Annotated in this window: 12 protein-coding genes; 7 read left to right on the top strand and 5 right to left on the bottom strand. The window is 60.7% G+C overall.

Annotation, left to right across the window (positions count from 1 at the left end; genetic code table 11):
• Positions 1 to 54 precede the first annotated feature (54 nt).
• On the top strand, positions 55 to 2,985 hold the full coding sequence (locus HHJ06_RS08390; protein WP_215428898.1) for a chondroitinase family polysaccharide lyase: 2,931 nt from the start codon (positions 55 to 57) through the stop codon (positions 2,983 to 2,985).
• Between the two features lie 15 nt (positions 2,986 to 3,000).
• Here HHJ06_RS08390 and rfbA read toward each other — a convergent pair whose 3' ends face one another.
• The 3 genes from rfbA to HHJ06_RS08405 form a co-directional block, all read right to left on the bottom strand.
• Positions 3,001 to 3,864 carry a glucose-1-phosphate thymidylyltransferase RfbA gene (gene rfbA / locus HHJ06_RS08395; protein ID WP_215428899.1) on the bottom strand — a complete coding sequence of 288 codons (864 nt, stop codon included), beginning with the start codon at positions 3,862 to 3,864 and terminating at the stop codon, positions 3,001 to 3,003.
• 9 nt (positions 3,865 to 3,873) lie between these two features.
• On the bottom strand, positions 3,874 to 4,926 hold the full coding sequence (gene rfbB / locus HHJ06_RS08400) for a dTDP-glucose 4,6-dehydratase (protein ID WP_215428900.1): 1,053 nt from the start codon (positions 4,924 to 4,926) through the stop codon (positions 3,874 to 3,876).
• Positions 4,927 to 5,056: 130 nt separating this feature from the next.
• Positions 5,057 to 6,019: a 6-phosphofructokinase gene (locus HHJ06_RS08405; RefSeq protein WP_215428901.1), complete on the bottom strand. Its 963-nt coding sequence runs from the start codon at positions 6,017 to 6,019 to the stop codon at positions 5,057 to 5,059.
• A gap of 110 nt (positions 6,020 to 6,129) precedes the next feature.
• Between HHJ06_RS08405 and HHJ06_RS08410 the strand changes: the two genes are divergently transcribed.
• Together HHJ06_RS08410 and gatB are read left to right on the top strand one after the other, a co-directional pair.
• A complete protein-coding gene (locus tag HHJ06_RS08410; RefSeq protein WP_215428902.1) occupies positions 6,130 to 6,861 on the top strand; it encodes a uracil-DNA glycosylase family protein in 732 nt (243 codons plus the stop codon).
• A gap of 321 nt (positions 6,862 to 7,182) precedes the next feature.
• The gene (gatB, locus tag HHJ06_RS08415) at positions 7,183 to 8,649 is read left to right on the top strand and encodes an Asp-tRNA(Asn)/Glu-tRNA(Gln) amidotransferase subunit GatB (RefSeq protein ID WP_215428903.1); all 1,467 of its coding nucleotides are present in this window, start codon (positions 7,183 to 7,185) and stop codon (positions 8,647 to 8,649) included.
• A gap of 101 nt (positions 8,650 to 8,750) precedes the next feature.
• Here gatB and HHJ06_RS08420 read toward each other — a convergent pair whose 3' ends face one another.
• Positions 8,751 to 10,481, bottom strand: a complete 1,731-nt coding sequence (locus HHJ06_RS08420) for a thiamine pyrophosphate-dependent enzyme (RefSeq protein WP_215428904.1) — start codon at positions 10,479 to 10,481, stop codon at positions 8,751 to 8,753.
• 186 nt (positions 10,482 to 10,667) lie between these two features.
• Between HHJ06_RS08420 and HHJ06_RS08425 the strand changes: the two genes are divergently transcribed.
• Complete coding sequence (locus HHJ06_RS08425; protein ID WP_215428905.1) at positions 10,668 to 13,205, top strand: hypothetical protein; 2,538 nt, start codon at positions 10,668 to 10,670, stop codon at positions 13,203 to 13,205.
• A gap of 76 nt (positions 13,206 to 13,281) precedes the next feature.
• On the opposite strand, the gene HHJ06_RS08430 is transcribed toward HHJ06_RS08425, so the two are convergent.
• Positions 13,282 to 13,935, bottom strand: coding sequence for a hypothetical protein (locus HHJ06_RS08430; protein ID WP_215428906.1), 654 nt, complete (start codon positions 13,933 to 13,935; stop codon positions 13,282 to 13,284).
• Positions 13,936 to 14,107: 172 nt separating this feature from the next.
• On the opposite strand from HHJ06_RS08430, the gene HHJ06_RS08435 reads away from it, so the two are divergent.
• The 3 genes from HHJ06_RS08435 (at position 14,108) to HHJ06_RS08445 (ending at position 21,305) form a co-directional block, all read left to right on the top strand.
• Positions 14,108 to 16,864 carry a calcium-translocating P-type ATPase, PMCA-type gene (locus tag HHJ06_RS08435; protein ID WP_215428907.1) on the top strand — a complete coding sequence of 919 codons (2,757 nt, stop codon included), beginning with the start codon at positions 14,108 to 14,110 and terminating at the stop codon, positions 16,862 to 16,864.
• 109 nt (positions 16,865 to 16,973) lie between these two features.
• Entirely contained in the window at positions 16,974 to 18,131 is a 1,158-nt protein-coding gene (locus HHJ06_RS08440) for an efflux RND transporter periplasmic adaptor subunit (protein ID WP_215428908.1), read from the top strand.
• Between the two features lie 12 nt (positions 18,132 to 18,143).
• Entirely contained in the window at positions 18,144 to 21,305 is a 3,162-nt protein-coding gene (locus HHJ06_RS08445) for an efflux RND transporter permease subunit (protein WP_215428909.1), read from the top strand.
• Positions 21,306 to 21,333: the final 28 nt, after the last annotated feature.

Here is a 21,333-nt window from a genome sequence, read left to right on the forward strand (position 1 = left end):
CCTATTCCATGGCGGCGTTTGAAAGATGGGGAACCGGAAAGGAGTAACTTGATTATGCCCTTTACCATCCACTGGACGGCGTTCCTTCTCCTGCTTGCCTGCGCCTGGGGAGGAGAGCCCTTCTCCGGTTTTGAACAGAACGCGGACGGCTGGGCCGCCTCTCCCGGCAGTTCCCTCAACCGGACGAACCGGCACTATAAGGAAGGAACACATTCCCTCCAATGGACATGGAACACGCCGGGCTCCTCCCTCTCCCATACGTTTGCCCCGTGCAAAACGGTACGGACCCGGACAGCGTCCACCCACTTCGCCTTCTGGGCGTATCTGGAACATGAGCAGGAGGAACGCCTTTACGTGGATCTTTATCATGGGGACGCCCTCATCGCCTCCTGCTGGTTCAACATGGACTACCGGGGATGGAGGCCGCTGGGCATCAATCTGGAGCGGCTCGGCATCCCGCCGGGGACTGAATTTGACAGAGCCGTCTTCCGCCCCGCCTTCCCCTCCGGAACTCTCTGCGTGGATTCAGTCAGCCCCGCCCTCCTTTCCCGCCCGGTCCAGCCGGACGACCAGCAGCCCTGGGCGGATCAGCCCTCACTGCTCCAGGCGTCCCCCTCCCAAACCCGGTACAGCGGGCATGACATCCGCCTCAACCGTCCCTGGCTGCCTCCCTTCCTTCCGGCGGAGCGCATCGGGGCCAAAAGCAGGGCCGACATGGAGCGGCTGGAACGCCATTTTTTTCAGGGGAGAGGCCACGGAGGCGCGAATTACAGGTCTTTTTCCGAATTGGAACAGGATTTCAACCTGCTGGATATCCGTGAAAACGGAGATGCGGTAACGGGAAAACCGCTGGCCCTTTCCGCAGACGGGTTCCATACGGTTCCCGGTTCCGTTGACTTCAAGAAGACGTTCCTGCCCCTGTTCAGAAACCTGGCCGCCGCCGTACAGCGGGAAGAAGGGGATAACCGGCGCAAGGCGGAACAGATGTACATTCTCATGTGCCGCCATTTTCTGGACCAGGGGTTCCAGGAGGGGAACGCCAATTTCGGCTGGATCGGCAACGGGTACGATTACCGCCATTTTTCACCGGCCGTCTTCGCCCACCGGGATTTGCTTTCCCGTGCCGGGATTCTTGACCGGATGGCCAAAAGCGTCGCCTTCCTCAATATGGGCCATGCCATGCTGGGCGAGCATCCGTACAGCTCCTGCGACCAGTTTTACAATTATTCCTCCCATCTTCCGGCGGCCATCCTGATGATTCCGGATGAAGCGGAACGCTACCAGCGGCTCCGCGCCTACAAGCGCTATCTTGACCTCGTCATCGGAACAAACGGGCTGCCCTTCGGCAGGGACGGAACGGCCCACCACCATACCGGGCACCATTTGTCCTACGGCGGCTACACGCCCCCCGCCCTGCTTCACACCCAGATTCTGCCCTTCCGGGATACGGAGTTCCGCATTTCCCCGGAGGCCCAGGAAAAACTGCGCGCCTATGTGCGGGCATGCGCCTTCCAGATCATGCACGGCCAGCTGGCGCCCAATCTTTACCTCCGCAGCGGAGCGCCCATGTCCCTGAGCATGGCGCCCGCCACCCTCCTGATGGCCCGGCTGGGCAGTCCGGACCAGCCCTCCTCTCCGGACCGGGAGATGGCCGGAATTTACCTGGCCGCGCTGGACCGGGAGCAGACGCCGGAGGCGAAAACGTACCGTTCCATGGGCATTGCGCCCATCCTGCCGGAAGGCCATATGAGCCTGAACCTGGCGGCGACGGGGCTCCACCGCCGGGATGACTGGCAGGCGGCAGCCGTCGGGATGCTTCAAAAGCACAGGGGGCTGGAGATTTACGGCTGGACGGAGTCCAACAATTACGGACGCTACAGCAGGAACGGCACCATATTCATCACCATGGGCCGGGAAACGGGCTGGCGCCGCTCCGGCTGGAACTGGAACCACTGGCCCGCCGGAACCAATCCCGTCAGGGAGAGCCATGAGCTTTTTGAAGGATACGCCCTGTTCAGCAACCGCAGCAACATGGCCGGAGGCGTGGAAATGGACGGGAACGGCATCTGGGGGAATGATTTCAATTGCCGGGACATTGCCTTCAAAAAAAGCGCGTTCTTTTTTGATGACCTCATCACCGTCATCACCACGGATATCAGCCCGGCCCGGCCTGACGGCAAGAACATTGTCACCACCCTGTTCCAGCAATCCATGGAGGCGCGGAAAACGGAACTCCTGGTCAACGGAAAGCCGTCCGCACATTCCCGTCAGGACGGAAGCTCCCCCACCCTTTTGCGCGATTTAATGGGAAATTGCTATTATATTCATCCCGGCGCCCCGGTCATCTGCCGCATCCGGGAACAGGAGTGGACTTATTTCAATACGCAGGACCTTAAAGATCCACGGAACAATCCTTGCCTGGATATCAGGAAAAAGCGGTTCCGTGAATCCCCCCTGTCCGCGAATGCCGCGTATTACACCCCCACCCGCGGCACCTTCGCCTTGGCTTATCTGGACCACGGCACGGACCCGGCGGCGGCCTCCTGCTGCTACACCATGTGCATCTCCCCCACTCCCGCGCAGGAAAGGGAATTCGCCGCCGCCATCTCATCCAAACGGCCTCCGGTGGAAATCCTCAGGAAGGACGCCGCGGCGCATACCGTAGCGCACCGCGCCACGGGAACCACGGGATACGTGGTTTTTGCCCCCTGTTCCGATCTTCCGGAACCGTTGAAGAGCGTGGACAGGCCCGGTTTCATCATGGTCCGCGACCTGGGGGACAGGTACCGCATTTCCGTGGCTACGGGAGACCCGGAACAGAACCGGGAGTACCATCTGGAATTCCATGACGGAACGCAGGCCACCCTTTCCCCGGATTATCCCCTTTCCGGCACGGTGGAAGCCGCAAAAAAGGGCACAGCCCCATCAGCCGGGAAAAGCACACCAGACGGAAGCAGGACACAGGCCCCCGCGGAAAATTCCTGAAAGAAGGGGGATGCCCTATTTCACCAGTTCATCCAGATAACAGCCGTAGCCGTTATTTTTCATGGCTCCCGCCTGGTCCTGAAGCGTCTCCCGGGAAATCCACCCGTTGTTAAAGGCAATCTCCTCCAGGCAGGCCACTTTGAAGCCCTGGTGGTGCTCCAGGGTGCGGACAAACATGGAGGCCTCCAGCAGGGTGTCATGCGTGCCGGTGTCCAGCCACGTGTAGCCGCGCGCCAGCTTTTCCACATTCAGAAGGCCCATTTTCAGGTATTCCTGGTTCACGGACGTGATTTCCAGTTCCCCCCGGGGGGACTTGGGAATCCTTTTGGCGATCTCCACCACCTGGTTGTCGTAAAAATACAGGCCCGTCACCGCCATGTCGGACTTGGGCTTGAGCGGCTTTTCCTCAATGGAGACGGCCTTCCCCTCTTCATTGAATTCCACCACGCCGAAACGGTGCGGGTCGTGCACCTGGTAGCCGAAGATGGTCGCCCCGCACGTCAGTTCCGCGGCGCGGCGCAGCTTTTCCGTCAGGCCGCGCCCGTAAAAAATATTGTCCCCCAGCACCAGGGCCACCGTGTCCTTTCCGATGAATTCCTCACCAATGATGAAGGCCTGCGCCAGCCCCTCCGGCCTGGGCTGTTCCCGGTATTCAAAGGAGACGCCGAACCTGCTGCCGTCCCCCAGCAGGTCCCGGTACAGGGGCAGGTCCCGCGGGGTGGAGATGATGAGTATCTCCCGGATTCCGGCCAGCATCAGCACGGAAATGGGATAATACACCATCGGCTTGTCGTAAATGGGCAGCAGTTGCTTGCTGACGGAAAGCGTGACGGGATGCAGGCGCGTGCCGCTTCCCCCTGCCAGAACAATACCTTTCATCCTGATCTCCTAGCTGTTGGTTCCCAAACGTTCCAGGCGGTATTCCCCGGAGAGGATGCCCCTCCACCAGTCTTCATGGTCCAGATACCACTGAATGGTCTTCCTGAATCCGGAGGAATGGTCCTGGCGAGGGCTCCAGCCCAGCTCCTTCCGGATTTTGGACGCGTCAATCGCATAGCGCAGGTCATGGCCCGGCCTGTCCTGCACAAAGGTGATCTGCTCCCGGTAGCTGCGGCCGTCCGCGCGGGGCCTCAATTCATCCAGATGGGAGCACAGCAGCTCCACCAGTTCCAGGTTCGTCTTTTCGTTATTGCCGCCTATGTTGTACGTTTCTCCGGGTTTTCCGGCGGAAACGACAGTAAGCAGGGCTTCGCAGTGGTCCCCCACGTACAGCCAGTCCCTCACGTTTTCCCCCTTGCCGTACACGGGGATGGGCTCCCCGGCAAGCGCTTTCAGGATAACCACGGGAATCAGCTTCTCCGGGAACTGGCAGGGGCCGTAATTGTTGGAACAGTTGGTAATCAAAATGGGGAGCCCGTACGTATCATGCCACGCGCGCACCAGGTGGTCGCTGGAGGCCTTGCTGGCGGAATACGGGGAATGGGGGCGGTATGGCGTGGATTCCGTGAACAGGCCGTCCTCCCCCAGGGAACCGTACACCTCGTCCGTGGAAATGTGGTGGAAGCGGAAGGCCGCCTTTTTCTCCCCCTCCAGGGAGCGGTAATATTCCAGGGCGGCCTGAAGCATGGAAAAGGTGCCCATCACGTTGGTCGTCATGAAGTCCCCGGGATCGTCAATGGACCGGTCCACGTGGGATTCCGCCGCCAGGTGCATCACCCAGTCCGGCCCATACTCCCGCAGGGTGCGCCGCATCAGTTCCGCATCCCGCACGTCGGCCTGAAGAAAACGGTAAGCCGGAGAAGCCGCCGCATCATCCAGGGAACGGATGTTGCCCGCATAGGTCAGGGCGTCAATGTTCAGGACTTCATGGCCGCGCTCCAGCAGCAGCCTGACCAGATTGGAGCCGATGAAGCCGGCTCCGCCCGTAACGATAACTTTCATAACTCTGTTTTCAGGGAAAGATGCGGTGCCATCATACAGCAGCGGCCTGGTTTTACAAAACAAATCCGCCCATGCCGCCGGAACGGGGGGCATGGGCGGAAAAAAGCGGCGCTCATTACCGCGGAACCGGCTAGCAGCTCAGTTCACGGCAGAGGTTGATGATGTCCGGATTTACGGAATACTGCTGCCCGGCCACGGCATCCAGGGAGGCATAGCCGTACTGGCCGTCCTGGTATACCATGATCTGGTTGATGTCTCCGTTATTCAGGGCTTCCACGGCGCGCGTGGCAAAGCGGGTACCCATCAGGCGGTCACGGGCGGTGGGCGAGCCGCCGCGCTGCACATGGCCAAGCACGGTCAGGCGGGTGTCCATTCCGGCGCGTTCCGTCAGCCAGCGGGTGAGGTACTGGGCCACGCGGGTGCCTTCCGCCACCACGGCGATGATGCAGCTTCCTTCTTCATTGATGACGGGCTGGAGGCGCTTGTAAATGGATTCCAGGTCGTAAGGGATTTCAGGGACAATGCAGATGTCCGCCGCGCTGCAAAGAGCGGTGGTCATGGCGAGGTAGCCGCAGTCGCGGCCCATGGTTTCCACCACAAAAGCGCGGTGATGGGAGCGGGCCGTGTCGCGGACGGAGTCAATGCAGTCCAGAATCACGTTCTGGGCCGTGTCCACGCCCAGGCAGTAGTCCGTTCCGGCGATGTCGTTGTCAATCGTGGCCGGAATGCCGGCGAAGGGAACTTCAAAATCGTTGAAAAAGTCATTCAGGGCGCGGAAGGAGCCGTCGCCGCCCATGATGATGAGCTTGTCAATGTCGCGGGCCTTCAGGTGTTCGTAGGCCTGCTTGCGGAATTCGTAGTCAAAGAAACGCTTGGACCTGGAGGAGCGGAGGAGAGTCCCGCCCCTGTAGATCATGTCGCTGGTCAGTTCCCGGGTGGCTTCCTTGATTTTTCCATCGATCAGGCCTTCCAGGCCGTCATAGACAACGTAGGGGTTCATTCCAAGCTGGCGGGCATGATCCACAGCCGCCCTGATCGCCGGATTCATTCCGGCGGCGTCACCGCCTGATGTCATAATGGCTATTCCACTCATAAGTAATAAGGTTAACTTGTCCGGGGCGGAATGGTACCGAGCCGGGCAAATAATGCAAGCGCGGAGTTTTTACTGGCGCAATAAACGGCAACGCCCCATGATAGAGGGGCATGAAGGACACCGCAGCAGCCATTCTGAACGCCACGGCCGCCCTCCGGGACGGCACTGCCCGGCTCCGGTTCGGAGACCCGGTCCACTTTACCTACAACCCGCTCACCTATGCGTGGGCGCCGCATGAACAATACGTGCGCACCTACGGAAACGGGGAAAAGAGCCACTTCTTCCTGGGCATGAACCCCGGCCCCTTCGGCATGGCCCAGACGGGCGTTCCCTTCGGAGAAGTGGATGCGGTCGTCAACTGGCTGCACATCCGGGGGGAAGTCGGCAGGCCGGAGCATACCCACCCCAAACGCCCGGTGGAAGGCTTCAACTGCCCCCGGTCGGAAGTCAGCGGACGGCGGCTGTGGGGGCTTTTTGCGGAAACCTTCGGCACCGCGGAAAACTTTTTCCGGCACAACTACGTCGCCAACTATTGCCCGCTGATCTGGATGGGCGCCACCGGAGCCAACATCACGCCGGACAAATTGCCCGCGGAACAGCGCGCCGCCGTGGACGAGGTATGCATGGAGCACCTGGTTTCCCTCATCACCATCCTGAACCCGCACACCCTGGTGGGCGTGGGGGCGTACGCCACGCAGAAGCTGCGGGACGCCGCCGCACGGCTCCCCGGAAAAAGCTTCACCATCGGCACCCTGCTCCACCCCAGCCCCGCCAGCCCCATCGCCAACAAGCTCTGGCCGGAACGCCCCATCCAGCAGCTTAAGGAGCTGGGCATTTTATAGAGAGTGGAGAGTTTAGAGCGGAGAGTGGAGCGGAGACGCACCGCTCTCCATTTCCTCAGGGGGCCGTTCCGAACAAGAGCCGGAACGGCCCTGTTGCGTTGATGAAGGGGTCTCTCCCGAAGAAGGAAGACGGAATAGACCAAGTGGACTCCATGGACAAAAGAGAAGAGAAAAGGTGTTCATTTTGTCCATCAAGTCCATTCTGTCAACTATTTCCCCGGCTCCACTCTCCACTCTCCACTCTCCCGCCCAGGCCTTTTTACTGGACAGGAAGAAGAGGGTTCCGTACAGTTCCCGCGATATTCAAGCGTTCCGAATTTTATGGCAATTTCAGATTACATCGTGACCATTGGCCTGGAAGTCCACTGCCAGATCAAGACGAAGAGCAAAATGTTCTGCTCCTGCGAGACCGGCTTTGGCTTTGAACCCAATACGCGCGTGTGCCCCACCTGCCTGGGGCTGCCGGGCGCCCTGCCCGTGCTGAATGAGTTTGCCATTGAGCGCACGCTGCTGACCGGGCTGATGCTGGGGTGTTCCAGCCCGGAGGTTTCCCAGTGGGACCGCAAGAATTACTTTTACCCGGACATGGCGAAGAATTACCAGACCTCCCAGCTGGATCTGCCGCTGTGCCTGGGCGGGGAGGTGCCCCTGTACCCCTGGTCCTACCCGAACGACGTGATCAAGGCCGGCGTGCCCCCCTTCCGCACGGTGAAGCTGACCCGCATTCATCTGGAAGAAGATGCGGCGAAGATCACCCACCACGCCAATTATTCCCTGATTGACTATAACCGCGCCGGGTCCGCCCTGATGGAGATCGTCTCCGATCCGGACATAGACACTCCGGAGGAAGCCTACGCCTACCTCAAGTCCCTCCAGCAGATTCTGAATTACGGGGATATTTCCGACGCCGACATGGAGAAGGGCCAGATGCGCTGCGACGTGAACATTTCCCTGCGCCCCCACGGCCAGAAGGAACTGGGCGCCAAGGTGGAGATGAAGAACCTCAATTCCATGTCCGCCGTGCGCCGCGCCCTTCATTATGAAATCCAGCGCCAGGCGGAAGAACTGGACATGGGCATGGCGCAAATCCAGTCCACCCGCCGCTGGGATGACGAACGCGGGGAAAGCGTCATCATGCGCACCAAGGAGGACGCGCACGACTACCGCTATTTCCCGTGCCCTGACCTGGTGCCCGTGCACACCGCCCCGCTGGTGGAGAAGGTGCGCAGCCAGATTCCGGAACTGCCCCAGGAACGCCAGAAGCGCTTCATGGAGGAGTACGGCCTGAGCGAATATGACGCCAACGTGCTGGTGGGGGACCTGGAACTGGCCCGCTTCTTTGAAGAAGCGGCGCAGGGGACGGCCAGCGGCAAGAAGATCGCCAACTGGGTCATCAACAATATTTCCGCCGTGCTGAATGAAAAAGGCATGCGCCCGTCAGAATGCCCGGTGAAGCCGGAAGCCATCCGGGACCTGATCGCCATTATTGACGACGGCACCGTTTCCAACAACCAGGCCAAGGACGTCTTCACCAGGATGTGGGAAGAACCGTCCCTCACCGCGGCGCAGGCCGCCAAGCTGCTGGGCTTTGAAAAGGCGGATTCCTCCTTCCTGGACGCCATCGTGCAGGAAGTTATTTCCGCCAATCCGGCCAAGGTGGCTGAAATCCAGGCAGGCAATGACAAGCTCCTGAACTGGCTCACCGGCCAGGTCATGAAAGCCGCCAAGGGCAAGGCCAACCCCAAGATTGTGACGGAAGCGCTGAAAAAGGCTCTTTCAGGGCAGTGATTAGATACCAGAGATTAAGGATTGGATTTCCTTAACGGCCGCAGGCCGCTATTTTTTCTCCAAACTCTCATCTCTGTTCACTAAACACTGCCTGCGGGCCCTCAGGGCTTGAACAGCTTCCGGTTCCCGGCCAGGGTGTTCCACACCTGCTTCACTTCCCCGGTCAGCGTCTGCTTGACCATCGCCAGGGAGAAGTCCGCCGCCTGTCCCAGGCTGATGTACGGAGGCAGCGCGATGGCGTCACGGTCCACACGGGCGTCCAGCAGGGCCGCTCCCGGATATTTCAGGAAGGCCTGCACCATCTCGTCCACCTGGCTTGACTTGTCCAGCACAAAGCCCTTGATGCCCACGGCGTCCGCCACGGCGGCAAAGGAAGGGTTGTCCAGGTTAATCTGCCACGGAATCAGGCCCGCGGCCTGCATTTCCAACTGGATGAAGTCCAGGCAGTCGTTATTGTACACCACCAGTTTCACCGGAAGCCTGTACTGGACGATCGTAATCAGGTCCCCCAGCAGCATGGACAGGCCGCCGTCCCCGCACAGGGCGATCACCTGGCGGTTGGGATAAGCCTTCTGGGCTCCGATCGCCATCGGCATGGCATTGGCCATGGAGCCGTGGTTGAAGGAGGCCAGCGTGCGCCTTCCCAGCGTGGCGCACAGGAACCGGGCGCTCCAGATGCAGGGGGTGCCCGTGTCCACGGTAAATACGGCGTCGGGAGCCGCGTACTTGTTCAGGGCCGTGGTCACTTGTTCGGGCCGGATGGGGGATTCCTTGTCATTCCCGTCCATGTAGGCGTTCATGTCTTTCACATCCTTGGCATGGCGCTTCAGGGAGGCGTCCAGGTGTTCCGAATCCTTTTTCTCCTCCAGCATTCCCAGCAGGGCGTCCGCTACGGCGCCCACGTCCCCGCAGATTCCCAGGTCCAGGCGGCAGCGGCGCCCCAGCACTTCCCCGCGGCGGTCGATCTGGACGATGGCGGGCTTGGTGGGGAGGAAGTTGAAGTAGGGGAAGTCCGTTCCCCACATCACAATGAGGTCGCTTTCATGCATGGCCTTGTAGGCGTCCCCCCAGCCCAGCAGGCCGGTCATGCCCACTCCCAGGGGGTTGTCATGTTCAAAATAGTCTTTTCCGCGCCAGGTGTAGGCGATCGGGGCCTTCACCCGTGCGGCGATCTGCACCACCTTGCGTTCCGCTCCGGCGCAGCCGCCCCCGCAGAAGAAGGTGATGCGGTCGTGTGAGGCGAGCATCTGGGCCAGACGCGCCACGGACTCATGGTCCGGCACCACGGTTTCCCGGGTGAAGGCGGGGGGATGCACCAGGTCCCCGGCCTCAGCGGGAGCGTCCGCAATGTCCCCGGGCAATACGATCACGCCTACGTCGCGCCTGGCCCAGGCATGCTGGATGGCGGTCATCACGATGCGCGGAGCCTGGGACCCTTCGGAGATCAGCTCCGCGTAGGAGCTGCATTCCCTGAAAAGCTGTTCCGGATGCGTGGCCTGGAAATATTCCACGCCTATCTGGCTCTGCGGAATATGGGAAGCGATGGCGAGCACTGGGGCATGGTTCCGGTGGGCATCAAACAGGCCGTTGATCAAATGGAGGTTGCCGGGGCCGCTGCTGCCGCAGCATACGGCCAGATTGCCGGTAAGCTGTGCTTCCGCACTGGCGGCGAAGGCGCCCACTTCCTCATGCCTCATGTGAATCCATTCAATGGTTTTCTTCCTGCGGAGGGCGTCCGTAATGGGGTTCAAACTGTCACCCACAATGCCGTAAATGCGCTTTACCCCGGCTTTTTCCAAAATTTCAACAAGTTGATCAGCTACCGTATACATGCAGATTAGACCAAAACGGGGTTAAAAAAATCAATGCTTCTGTGTCATAGGCGCAGGGAATCCTTTCCGTCCGAAGAACCATGACGGAGTTTCAAACAGCCGCCATCCCACCCACAGCCTTTTTTCTTGCAGAAAATACGGCGCGCGCTATGTTGGCACCCTAGCTCCATTTTTCTTTACCACATCATGAAATTCCTTACTCAGGCTCTTGTGCTGGCCACCGTTCTGGGAAGCCTCGCCACCGCTTCCGCAGCAGTTGTTTTTCCCGGCCCCACGCCCGGCGCGGCCCATGCGGAGCAGGCTGCTTCCGGCTATACCCTTTCCAACAATATTCTGACGGCCAAATTCCTCAACCGCGGCGGCAAGCTTTCCTTTGGAGGCATGACGTCCAAATTGGGGCCGGTGGCCAAGGCAGGGGAGGAACTGTTCATCATCAATCTTCAGGACGGCAGGAGCATCAAGTCCTCAGACCTGAAGGCGGCTGACGTCAAGCTCGTCACCCTCCAGGCCAATCCCAAGGCGTTCAAGCTGGCGGACCGCTTCCCCGGAAAAGCCGTGACAGCCACCTTCCAGGCGCTGAACGGCTCCCTGCTGCTCTCCTGGCGCGCCGTGCTCCGGGACAATTCCCATTACCTGCGCCAGGAACTCCGCCTGGTGAGCACGAAGCCCATCCAGATGAAGAGCATCGTGGCCATGCAGTATGACCTGGTGGAAGGGAAGGCGGGCGCCCCCTCCGTTTCCGGCAACGCCAGGGGCGCGCTCATCGTGAACGATCTGGCCTTCACCGCCCTGGAAACGCCCATGGGCATCAATACCGTGGGAGGCGCTGGAAACGCGCAAGGCGGGGAATCCGCCGCCTGGAACGCGGACAAATGGACCACGGCTTCATGGACGGGAAATTTCAATATTCCGCAGGAGCTGAAAAAGCAGTACGGGGAGCAGGTAGCCTGCGCGGAAGGCCCCGTCACCATTGACGGCAAGGGCCCGTGCACCGTCACGTTCCGGTACAAGGGGGGCGACAAAGGGAACAACAAGCTGAACATCGCCGGCGTGCAGCTCCTTTCCGCCAAGGGCGCCGTCCTTGACTCCGACTTCCACGCCGGGAGCACCGGAGACGCAAGCAGCAACAATACCTACACGGTGAAGATTCCCGCCAAGGGAAACTACCTGCTGCGCTACTGGGCCCAGACCAAGAGCGAACCAATCGCCAGCAAGGGGGAAATCACCTTCTCCCTGCCCGTGCGCACGCTGGAGGAAAAGGAAGACGCCCAGGCGGACGATTCCCAGCTTGCCCAGGGCGTCTGGAGCCGTAAAACCACCATGCAGCCCAGGGAAGTGTGGGAGGTGTCCTCCGTCCTCGGCATCTTCGCCCCCGGCCAGCAGCGCCGCTCCTTCCTGGCCTATATGGAGCGGGAACGCGTGATGCCCTACCGCCCGTTCATCCATTATAACTCCTGGTATGAACTGAACATCAACCGGAATAATGATTCAGACCCCGCCAAGCGCATGACGGAAGAGCAGTGCCTGGCCGTGCTGAAGGACTGGCAGGAACAGTTTTTCCAGAAACGCGGCATGACCATTGACGCCTTTGTCTGGGATGACGGCTGGGACGAGTTCAACAGCCTGTGGGATTTCCACAAGATGTTCCCGCAGGGCTTCAAGCGCATTGACGCCGCCGCGGGCAGGCAGAAGGCCGGAATCGGCACCTGGCTGGGCCCGGTGGGCGGCTATGGGGCCTCCAAGGGCAAGCGCCTGGCCCACTGGAATGTGAAGCATCCGGACAACAAGATCGGCAATTTCCAGCTTTCCAACAAGGAATACTTTGACGCCTTTGTGGGCCGCTGCTCCCAGATGGTGAAGGACTACAATATGAAGTACTTCAAATTCGACGGCATCAGCACCCACTTCCACGCCAAGGGCCCCGGCAATGAGGAGGATGCGGAAGGCATCATCCGCGTGCTGAACGCCCTGCGCCAGAAGAAGGGAGACCTTTACATCAATTGCACCGTGGGTACGTGGGCCTCTCCCTTCTGGTTCCGCTACGCGGATTCCGTATGGAGGCAGGAAAACGACTTCGGCACCATCGGCGTGGGCGACAACCGGGACAAGTGGATTACCTACCGCGACCGCCTGGTTCACGAGGTTTTTGTGCAGGGCTCCCCGCTGATGCCCATCAATTCCATGATGACCCACGGCCTGATGGTCACCAAGTTCGGTCCGCCCGCGTGCATGCCCCGCGATCCTGAAAACGTGAAGAAGGAACTTCGCTGCGCCACGGCCTGCGGTACCTCCCTCCAGGAACTTTACGTGGACCGGGACCTGATGAACGCCAGCGGAGGCGTGCTGTGGGACGAGCTGGCCAAGGGCATCAAGTGGATCCGCCGCAATGCGGACGTGCTGGACGACGTGCACTGGGTGGGCGGCAATCCGTGGAACAAGGAGACCAGTGAAGGCGCCGTGTACGGCTGGGCCGCGTGGAACAAGAACAAGGCCACCCTGGCCCTCCGCAACTCCTCCGACCAGGAAAAGAGCCTGACCGGCACCCTCCGCAGCCTCCTGGACATTCCCGCGGAGGTGAAGGGCACCATCACCTTCAAGGATTCCTATGATGACCAGCGCCCTCTGGACGGCTTCTCCGGCAAGACTGTGGACGTCGACAAGGAGCTGACGTTCACGCTGAAACCCTTTGAAGTACTGGTGTACGAAGGGGGAAAGGTCAAATAGCCCCCCTTTCAGGGAGGCTGGTTTTCCGGCCTTCCCTGAATTTACTGCACCCCCGGACCGCAGGAGCGGACACGGTTCAGAACCTTTTCTCAAACGTCACCGCTTCCAGCGGGTCGGAAGGGTTCACGGGCATCACCAGGCATTCCATATTCTCCCCTCCCAGGTAAAGGGTGAGGCTGGTTCCGGCTGAATAGACGATGGAGACGCCGTAATACCCCTCTTTTTTCACCAGGGACCAGGTGCCCCGGCAGGAGGAAACGAGGTCCTCTTCCAGCACGGAAAGGTCGTCCCTGTCCTCCGGATGGGAAATCCACCGGCCCCACGCCTCCGGGCGCGGGAAGGAGGAAATCTCACACGTGCCGTCTTCATGCAGGAGAATCGTGGAGGAACTGATCTGGAAAAAGCGCTTCAGCTCCTGGGGACGGTAAAATAACCGCACCCGGGGAGTGGATTCCACCTCATACGTTCCGGACACGGCCTGGAGCGCCGGTTCCTGAATCCACAGGAAGGTGTTTTTATGCATCATCCGCTGGCACGCCAGCCCCACCACCGCCAGGAGGGAAAGGAAGGACAGGACAAAGGCCCACAGGGCGAGCCTCTTTCTCCACCAGGCATAAACGGCGGCCAGTCCGGCCACGCTGCCCACGCAGACCCAGAACCCCCAGGAGCGGGAGAGGAAGGAAAGAGCGTCCGCCAGTACGGAAAGGCCATGAGAAAGATCATTCCACATAGGTGCTCCAGAATCGCCGGAACTCCGTCAAAGTCAAGGCAACAATGCCGGACTTTACGGCACGGAGGGAGCGCGGCGGCGCAGCTTTCCCAAAAACTCCCGTCATCATCCCCGCAAATCCTCCTCCGCACTTTCCTCACGCAGTCCAATCAGGTAAAGAAACATCTCAACAATGAAGAGTGCAGCACATCACCAGGGGCTTTCTGAACAGCAGGTTCTGGAAAACCGGACCAAATACGGGGTCAACATCCTGACGCCCCCGGAAAAGGAACCCCTGTGGAAGCAGTTCCTGGAGAAATTCTCAGACCCCATCATCAAGATTCTGCTGGTTGCCCTGCTCCTGTCCGTAGGCGTGGCCTGCTACCAGTTCTTCACCGGAGCGGAGCCGGCCAGCGTCTTCCTGGAACCCGTGGGCATCCTGGTAGCCATTTTGCTGGCCACCTGCGTGGGCTTCGCCTTTGAAGTGAGCGCCAACAAGAAATTTGAAATCCTGAACCAGGTCAATGACGACACCATGGTCCAGGTCATCCGCGGCGGCAACATCTGCGAACTGCCCCGCCGCGACGTGGTCGTGGGAGACATCGTCATCCTGAATACCGGGGAGGAAGTCCCGGCGGACGGCGTGCTGCTGGAAGCCGTTTCCCTCCAGGTGAACGAGTCCACGCTGACGGGGGAACCCCTCATCGGCAAGACCACGGTGGAGGCGGAATTCAAGAAGGACGCCACCTACCCCTCCAACCATGTCCTGAAGGGAACCACCGTGGTGGACGGCCACGGCATCATGGAAGTGACTTCCGTGGGGGACAAGACGGAATACGGGAAGGTCTATGAAGGCTCCCAGATTGACAACAAGGTGCAGACGCCCCTCAACCGCCAGCTTTCCCGGCTGGGCGACCTCATCACCTGGGCCAGCTACGCCATTGCGGCCCTCATCATCATCGGCCGCCTCACCCTGTACTTCTCCCACCTGCCCGGCCCCGTGGAATGGCTGAGCGCGGGAACCTACATTCTGAATACGGTCATGATCGCAGTGACCGTCATCGTGGTCACGGTGCCGGAAGGGCTGCCCATGAGCGTCACCCTGAGCCTGGCCCTGAGCATGAAGAGCATGCTGGCCAACAACAACCTGGTGCGCAAGATGCACGCGTGCGAAACCATGGGGGCGGCCACCGTCATCTGCACGGACAAGACGGGCACCCTGACACGCAACCAGATGAACGTGTACAAGGCGGATTTCTACGGTCTGGGTAATGCCGCCCCGGCGGACAACGAGCTGGGCGGCCTGATCCGGGAGGGCATTTCCGTGAACTCCACCGCCTTTCTGGATTATGCGGACCCGGACCACATCAAGGCCCTGGGCAATCCCACGGAAGGGGCGCTCCTGCTGTGGCTGCACGGCCAGGGCGTGAATTACCTGGACCTGCGTGAAAACGCCCGCGTGCTGGAACAGCTTACCTTCTCCACGGAGCGCAAGTACATGGCTACCGTGGTGGAATCCCCCCTGCTGGGTAAAAAAGTCCTTTACGTGAAGGGCGCTCCGGAAATCGTGCTGGGCCTGTGCTCCACAGTTCTGACTCCGGAAGGCCGGGTGCCTGCCGCAGACATGCGCCCCGCCATTGAGGAACAGCTGCTGGCCTACCAGAACCAGGCCATGCGCACGCTGGGCTTCGCGTACCGCATCCTGGATGATGACGCCCCGGTGTTCGAGGACGGCCGCGTCATCCGCACGGACCTGGTTTACCTGGGCATCGCCGCCATTTCAGACCCTGTGCGGGACGACGTGCCCCAGGCCGTGAAGGACTGCATGGACGCGGGCATCAGCATTAAGATCGTCACCGGGGACACGCCCGGCACCGCGCGGGAAATAGGCCGCCAGATCGGCCTGTGGACGGAGGCGGACACGCCGGACCGCCTGATGACGGGCGTGGAGTTTGAGCAGACGCCGGACGAAGAATTGCTGAACCGCGTGATGGACCTGAAAATCATGTGCCGCGCCAGGCCCATGGACAAGGAACGCCTGGTGAAACTGCTCCAGAAGAAGGACCAGGTGGTGGCCGTGACCGGGGACGGCACGAACGACGCTCCCGCCCTGAACGCCGCGCAGGTGGGCCTTTCCATGGGGGACGGTACCACCGTGGCCAAGGAAGCCAGCGCCATCACCATTCTGGACAACTCCTTCATGAGCATTTCCCGCGCCGTCATGTGGGGGCGCTCCCTGTACCGGAACATCCAGCGCTTCATCGTCTTCCAGATGACCATCAACGTGGCGGCCTGCCTCATCGTGCTCATCGGCGCGTTCCTGGGCACGGAATCCCCCCTCACGGTCACCCAAATGCTCTGGGTGAACCTCATCATGGATACCTTCGCCGCGCTGGCGCTGGCTTCCCTTCCGCCGGACGAACGCGTGATGCAGGACCCGCCGCGCAAGACCACGGACCATATCATCACCCGCCCCATGGGCCGGAACATCCTGGGCGTGGGCATCCTGTTCGTGGCCTTCCTGTTCGGCCTGCTCCAGTACTTCAAGCATGCGGACATCACCAGCCTGACGCAGTTCAGCCTCAGCGGCTACTTTGGCAGCTATCTGGATTTCTCCTCCCCGGAACATGAACTGACGGGCTATGAACTGTCCCTGTTCTTCACCATCTTTGTTCTCCTCCAATTCTGGAATATGTTCAATGCCAAGGCCTTCAACACGCACCAGAGTGCCTTTGCCCGCATGGGGGCCAGCATCGGCGGATTCGGGCTGGTGGCCCTGCTCATCCTGGCCGGGCAGTACCTCATCGTCACCTTCGGCGGCAAGATGTTCAACGTGGTGCCGCTGAGCTGGACGGACTGGGGCCTCATTTTCGCGGGCACTTCCATCGTCCTGTGGATCGGGGAGCTGGTGCGGGCGTTCACGCCGGACAAATCCCTCCGCCGCCCGTAAGCCTTCCGGACAATCTCATTCGGCGGAATGCGCCTGCATGACACGGACGGCGTTCCCGTCCGGGGCCCCTTCTTTCAACAAAGGAGCGCGCAGGCGTGTCATTCACAGCATGGACTTGACACGCCTGACGGGCTCTATCTCCGGTTCCGCCGTTCTCCTCTTCCTGTTCTCCCTCGTTTTCTCCGGGTGCAAAAAGACGGAACAGATTCCGCATGAGACGCCCACGCTCATTTACGAACAACCGGTTACCATGGATATTCCTGTGGAGGGAAGCTGGGTGGGCCACCTGGACGGGGTGGACAACGCCTCCATCGTTCCCCAGATCACGGGCTACCTGCTGACGCAGAATTATTCCAACGGCGCCCCGGTGAAAAAAGGGGAAGTACTCTTCCGCATTGACGATTCCACCTTCAAGGACCAGGTATCCAGGGCCAAAGCCACGCTGGAACAGGCCCGGGCCCAGCTCCAGCAGTTGAATTACGACGCGGAGATTTACAAGCCGCTGGCCGCGGAGAACGCCATTTCCAAGCAGAAGTATGAGGACACGCGCCTGTCCGCCATTGCCGCGCAGGCGCAGGTGCAGCAGGCCACCGCGGCCCTGGCCCTGGCGGAGAAGAATCTTTCCTATACGGTGCTTTATGCCCCCTTTGACGGGATTGCCGGCATTTCCAAGACGAACATCGGCGACTTGGTCAGCCCGGAGAGCGGCCCCCTCGCCATCGTTTCCTCCGTCAACCCCATCCGTGTCAATTTTGCCGTCACCCAGCAGGAATGGATCCAGCAGGCGGGCAAGAACGGAGATGAAGGCGTCCAGACGGGCAGCAAGCTGGACATTACGCTGAAGGACGGCACCAAGTACCCGGAACAGGCTACCGTGGTAGCCATTGACCGGGCGTTCAACCCCCAGACGGGCACCATCCGCGTGCAGGCGGACCTTCCCAACGGAAATTACCTGCTGCGCCCCGGCATGTTCATCACCGCCACGGCAAAGCTGGCTACCGTCCAGAACGCGCTGACCGTTCCGGCCAAGGCCCTTCTTTCCACCCAGGGCCGCTTTTTCGTCATCACGCTGGATGAACGCAACCACCCTTCCATCATCCCCGTACAGGCCGGAACCCAGGTAGGGGAGCGCCAGCAGGTCATCCCGCTTCAACCGGATTCCCTCACCCCGCAGAGCAAGGTGGTGGTGGATGGCCTTCTCCAGGCGGAAATGGCCTCCAGGAACCCGGCCGCACATCTGAAGGCCGTCCCCGCCAGCAACCCGTAAGCTCCTCTCCCCATGGCTGATTTCTTCATCAAGCGCCCCATTCTTTCCATCTGCCTCTCCATCATCCTTGTGCTGCTGGGGAGCTTTGCCATTCTGCGGCTTCCCATCTCCGAGTATCCGGATATCATCCCTCCCTCCATCCAGGTGACGGCCACCTATCCGGGCGCGGACTGCGAAACCGTGGTCAAGTCCATCGCCTCCCCCATTGAGCAGCAGATGTCCGGTGTGGACGGCATGTCCTACATGACTTCCGTCAATACCAACAACGGGCAGATGAGCATGATGATCCTCTTCGAAACCGGAACGGAGGCGAATATGGACCAGGTGCTTTCCTACCTGCGCTACGGGCAGGCCACCTCCCAGCTTCCGCCGGAAGTGAGCGAGCTGGGCGTCTCCCTGCGCAAGACCAGCGGACTGCCCGCCCTGGTGGTCAGCTTTTATTCCCCCCAGGGAACCTACGACGGCCTCTGGCTGGCGAATTACGCCTATATCAACATGGTGGACGCCATCAAGCGCGTGCCCGGCGTGGGCGACGTGCAGGTGTTCGGAGCCGGCCGTTATGCCATGCGCATCTGGCTGAATCCGGAAAAGATGGCGGCCCTGAACATCACGGCCCGTGACGTGATGCTGGCCGTGCAGGCCCAGAACGCCGTGAACCCCGCGGGCAAGATAGGCGCGCAGCCCGCGCCGCCGGACCAGCAGCTTTCCTTTACCGTGAAGGCCCCCGGACGCCTGACCAGCGTGAAGGAGTTTGAGAACATCGTGGTGCGCGGACAGGGCAGCTCCATTGTGCGGGTGAGCGACGTCGCCCGCGTGGAACTGGGATCGGAGACGTACAGCCTGAGTTCTTCCGTGAACGGCATGCCTGCCGCCTCCATCGGCATCTATGAAGCGCCCGGAGGGAATGCCCTCCAGATGGTGGACAATATCAAGGCCCTGCTGGAAAAGAGCAATTTGCCTCCCGGAATGGACTACCTGGTGTCCCTGGATTCCACCCTGGCCGTCCGCGCCGGCATTGACGACATCGTCAACACGCTGGTCACGGCCCTGGGCCTCGTGGTGCTGGTGGTGTTCATCTTCCTGCAGGGCTGGCGCGGCACGCTGATTCCGGCCTTTGCCGTTCCGGTCTCCATCATCGGCGCTTTCATCGCCTTCCCGTTCTTCGGTTTCTCCATCAACACTATCTGCCTGATGGGGCTGGTGCTCGCCATCGGCCTGGTGGTGGATGACGCCATCGTGGTGGTGGAGGCGGTGAAGAACCATATTTCCCACGGGGAAAAGCCCATGCAGGCCACCATCGCCGCCATGCGGGAGGTTTCCGGCCCCGTGGTGAGCACGGCCCTGGTTATCGCCTGCGTGTTCGTTCCCACCATGCTGCTGCCCGGCGTCACGGGCAAGCTGTTTGAGCAGTTTGCCGTCACCATCGGCACGGCCATCCTCATTTCCGCCTTCTGCGCCCTGTCCCTCAGCCCCACCCTGTCCGCCGGGCTGCTGAAATCGGGCCAATCAGATACCATTCCCCTGCTGGGACCGTTATTCAAGGCTTTCAACAACGGATTCGGCAAAGCGCGGGACTGGTACGTGAACGCCTGCGCGTGGCTCATCCGCCGCATGTGGCTTTCCATCCTGCTGCTGGCCGCCATGACGGCCGCGCTCTTCCCACTGGCCAAGCTCATTCCCACAGGTTTCCTGCCCAATGAAGACCAGGGCTACCTGTTCGGCGGCGTGGAAATGCCGGACAATACCTCCCTGAACGTCACGGAGGCCACCTCCGCACGGATTGAACGGATCATCCGGGAGAACCCCGGCGTGGAGGTGGTCACCACCGTGAACGGCTTCAACCTGATCAGCTCCGTCCAGAGCTCCTCCAACGCCTTCTTCTTCATTTCCCTGAAACCGTGGTCCGAACGGAAGGCTCCCGGGATGACGGCGGACGGCATCGCCGCCAGGCTGAAGAGCAAGCTGAACGCGGAGATTTCCTCCGGCATGGCGTATGTGGTGCCGCCGCCGCCCCTGCCGGGCGTGGGCACGTCCGGGGACGTCACCTTCCTGCTGGAAGACCGCCAGGGCATCGGCGAGAAATTCCTGGCCGCCAATACGGCCAAATTCATCGCGGCCGCCGGGAAACGGCCAGAAATCGCGGGCATCAGCAATTTCATGTCTCCCTCCAACCTTCAGTACAATCTGAATGTGAACACGGAACAGGCCACCCTCCAGAACATGAACGTGGATGAGATTTACGCGACCATCCAGGCGTACATGGGGAGCACCTTCCTGAACAACTTCAACATTTATGGCCAGGAATGGCAGGTGTACATGCAGGCGGACGCACCGTACCGGAACAACATCGACAAGCTTTCCATGTTCTACGTGCGCAACAATGACGGAGACCCGGTCCCGCTGGATTCCGTCATCAACGTCACGCATGGCTGGGCCCCGGAATTCCTGATCCGCCAGAACATGTTCAACAGCTCCCAGCTTAACGTCACTCCGGCGCCCGGCTATTCCTCCGGGCAGGTGATGGGCGCGCTGGAGGAAGTCTTTGCCCAGACCATGCCGGCAGGCATGGGCTATGACTATTCCGGCATGAGCTACCAGGAACAACAGGCGCAGAAGGGCATCACCATCGGCATGATCTTCATTGCCTCCGCCGTGTTCGTCTTCCTGATCCTGGCCTCCCTGTATGAAAGTTGGTCACTGCCCGTGGCCATCTTCATGACCGCTCCCATCGCCATCCTGGGCGCTTTCCTGGCCCTGTGGATATTCGGGCTGGACCTGAACATTTACTCGGAAATCGGCCTCATCGTGCTGATTGCGCTGGCGGCTAAAAATGCCATTCTTATCGTGGAATTTGCCGTGCTGGAACTCCGGCAGGGCACAGACCTGCTCACGGCCACGCTGGACGCGGCCAGAATCCGCCTGCGCCCCATCCTGATGACCTGCTTTGCGTTCATCATGGGCTGCCTTCCGCTGGCCCTGGCTACGGGCGCGGGAGCGGCGGCGCGGCAGGTGGTGGGCGTGGGGGTGATTGGCGGGATGATTACGGCCGTCTTCATCGGCGTATTCTTCATTCCCTCCTTCTTCTACCTGATTGCCAAACTGGCCAAGCTGGATAAGAAAGCGGCGCGGAAGCTCCAGGAAAAGGCGCAGGGCGCATCCGCTCCGGCAAAATAAAACGCCACCCCGCGGCACTCTCCACTCT

This window comes from Akkermansia muciniphila (assembly GCF_018709685.1).
GTDB lineage: Bacteria > Verrucomicrobiota > Verrucomicrobiia > Verrucomicrobiales > Akkermansiaceae > Akkermansia > Akkermansia muciniphila_E.